Below are 3,240 nucleotides of genomic sequence, written 5' to 3' on the forward strand. Positions count from 1 at the left end.
CAGAGTTCGTCAGGAACCAACCGCTGCGACAGACCGACACCCATGACAAGCCATCATGCCGCATCGATCTGACACCACGTGAGACAAGCTCTAAGAGGGACTTCCAGTACGTCGACCACGATGTGAAGAGTTCGATGGCGAGGCTCGACGTTCACGCACCGGATCCGCGGCGCGAGGCATGACTTCTCGGTTGCGTGGATTCACGGAGTCGAAGTCAGATTCTCAGTAGACGTGAGGAACAAGAATGCTCACCTATCAGGATGTCGTCACAGCCAACCTGAATCCCTTGACCACCGCGGCCGTGTCCTGGGACAGGATGGCCGATGGGTTCGAGGATCTGGGAGTGGCTTACGGCGGGACCGTGCAGGGCGCAACGACCGACGGCGGCTGGGTCGGAGCCAGTGCTGAAGCCGCGAACGGCCGTTTCGCGGCGACCCGAAAGCAGTTCGACGCTGCTGCTGTTGAGGCCCGAGCCATCGCAGCGATCCTGCGGGACATCCACGGTCAGTTCACCGACCGAATCAAGGCTGTCAGGGATCTCGTTGCCTCGGCCAAGGAAGCCGACATGTTCATCGATGGCAACGGGCGTGCGCATCTTGATCCGAGCAAGTCCAAGGACGCCTTCGGAGGAGTCTTCGGTGAAGCCACCACGCGCCAAATGCTCGAGGCCAGTTGGACTGGGGCCGTCGCTGCGGCAGTGCAGTCCGTGGACGACGCTGACCAGGGCGCCAAGCTGGCCCTGCGTGATGCCGCCGGCATCAAGAGCTTCTTCCAGGAGATGTTCGACAACGCCCGTGGCGCCGGTCACAGCTTCAACGCGGACGCAGTGGGGGATATCGAGGTCGTCGAGGCCCGCGAGGCCAAGAAGTACGCAGATGAGATTCTCGCCGGCGAGAAGCCCAGCGACCTAGCCGAGTATGAACGCCTCATGCGTGACAACTCCGGCGACATGGCCTTCAGCCGGACCCTGCTCAACTCCCTGGGTCCTGAAAATACGCTCAAGCTCTCCAATTCTTTGAACGATCTGGCCTACTTCGATGACACGAAAGGTAAGCAATCCTACCTCACCGCCAGTAGCGGATTGGCAACATCGCTTGCTACTGCCACGCGAGTTCCGGAGTTCATGGGTCCCACGGACAGCAAAGGCATGCGTAAGCCTCTTCGCTACGGCACCCCGGAATACATGACTGCCTTCCAAGACTGGAAACGTACCACGGATGCGAGCTTCTACAATAAGTGGGTCGCGGACTTGGACAAGTATGGCGACGACAAGTACGACCTCAAGGTCGCTGGTGACAAGATTCAGATCGGCAACGGCCAGGATCAGCAAGTTCGCGGATATCAGAGCCTCGTGACCCTTATGCAGCAAGGAGAAGGGTTTTCGCCGAATTTCGTTGCTGATATCACGGACAACATGATCGCAACCGAGCGTAAGGATCCCGATATTTGGGATCTGCGTGGAAGCTACAGCGGCGAAGAGGACGGGTGGTTCGCCAATGATCCGGTCGATGGGGCCCTCGGAGTGATGGCGCGCAATCCCGAGGGTGCGGCGAGCTTTCTCGACCCAGGAACAACTGACGGAAAGGAGCGGTTCAACTACTTGCTCGGCACGGGGGAGGATGCCCGTGACTGGGAAGTCGTGGACACCCGGGAGTACCGAAAGGTTGAAACCACAGGCCCGGATATCGAGGATCCAGACACCCGCGCGGGTGTCGGGGCTGCGCTCACTGCTGCGGCAACCGGCGTGGACCCCTCGAATCCGCGCGGGAGATTCGTGGAGCACACGGCCGAGAACGATCGGGTGTTCCAGTATTCCCTCGAGTACCTTTCAAAACAGGGCGACGACATGCCTGCGAGCCTGCGTGAGGATATGGCCAAGATCATGACCAACCACGGTCATGAGGTGTACGTGGCGATGAGCGACCCAAGCGAGACGCGGGAGCCGACTAACGGCCCCAAGCTGGATGCCAGGCAGGTCATGGAGATGACCAAGCAGATCTCTCGGAGCCAGGAGTCCTACGGCATGCTCCACGAAGGCATGAACTATTCCATCCTCGAAGACTTCCACGACAGCTCAAGGAAGCCCGAAGACACCCTGAGCTCGGCTGGCTACGCGGTTGGGTTCATGGAGGAAGCCCGGTATAACGCGCTTAAGGGTGACCAGCGCGATTACACGTGGGACAAGGCGTGGAGCTACCACGGCTCAGGTGCCCTGCTCAACTTCATTCCCGTCTTCGGGGATATCGCCCAGCGCGGAGCGGACGCGATTACCACTGCTTTGATCATGGACGAGCAGCAGCGGCAGGCCGAGAAATTGACCAGCGATAATCAGGAAACGTACCACACCCGCAAGAACCAGCTCAACGCACTCGCCGAACAATGGCATTCGATCAATTCGGGCTGGGCAGAAAGTCATGAGGGGTACTCCCGCGAGGACGGAATGTACAAAAAGATCGGCGCGGCGGCCAATGATGGCAATAAGCTGGCTGACGGGATTTCGGGAGAACACTAGTGAAGGAATTTGGACGAATCGCTTCCCTCTCGTGTGCATTCATGGTATTGGCGACTGTGGGTTGCGCCGGCAAGGATCTCGCCATTCCAGAGAGATTCTGCGAGGTTCCTGTGGCGGAATCCGCCTTGTCGCCGCTCGTCCCGGAAGGAGAAGACCTTGAGGTGGAATATAATGAGCTCAAGGCGCAGTCTGGTGCGGCATGCTCTCTGACTGTGGATAATCAGTCCGTTCTGGCTGTCAACCTGCAGTACTGGGATCGGCCCCCGGATCCAGTGAACTGGAAAGCAGTGGCCTCCACGTCCAAGAACGCCAAGAAGAGGGGGGTTTCGTTCATGGGTGATGCGGTGATCGGAAGCGACCACGCCGTGGTCCAGGCGAAGTGTGACTCTCCGAAGGCATACATGTCATTCGTTTTCCATTTTCGCGGCGATCGTGTCGAGGATGCCCCTGGAGGCTTCAGGAAGCTCCAACGTTTCATCGATGACTTCGTACCGGCTGAAACGAAGAGGTTCAAGTGCACCGACTGACAGGTTCGATGCGTTCGGCAATAGGTCTTCAGTATTCTGTGAAAGTCGGGGCGGCTCGGCGGGATGTTCACCTCACTGCCTACGGCGCGCTTTCCCGGGGGCTGCTTGAGCCTCGATCCACCGCGTAGCGGCCGAGCTGTGGATGGAGAAACAGGAAGAGGTGCCCGCTGACCTGGGATGATGGGAGTTCCTACGCTTCCA

At 59.1% G+C, this 3,240-nt stretch carries 2 protein-coding genes and 1 pseudogene; all 3 read left to right on the forward strand.

Features of this window, described 5'->3' with window-relative positions:
• Positions 1 to 182 (forward strand): annotated as a pseudogene (locus tag ACZ4SA_RS36760) (hypothetical protein); the annotation flags it as partial.
• Positions 183 to 244: 62 nt separating this feature from the next.
• The gene (locus ACZ4SA_RS36765) at positions 245 to 2,512 is read left to right on the forward strand and encodes a hypothetical protein (protein WP_468283163.1); all 2,268 of its coding nucleotides are present in this window, start codon (positions 245 to 247) and stop codon (positions 2,510 to 2,512) included.
• Complete coding sequence (locus ACZ4SA_RS36770) at positions 2,512 to 3,039, forward strand: hypothetical protein (RefSeq protein WP_468283166.1); 528 nt, start codon at positions 2,512 to 2,514, stop codon at positions 3,037 to 3,039. Before ACZ4SA_RS36765 ends, ACZ4SA_RS36770 begins: the two co-directional genes overlap by 1 nt.
• Positions 3,040 to 3,240: the final 201 nt, after the last annotated feature.

The sequence above is a fragment of the Streptomyces sp. NPDC027962 genome, assembly GCF_055566095.1.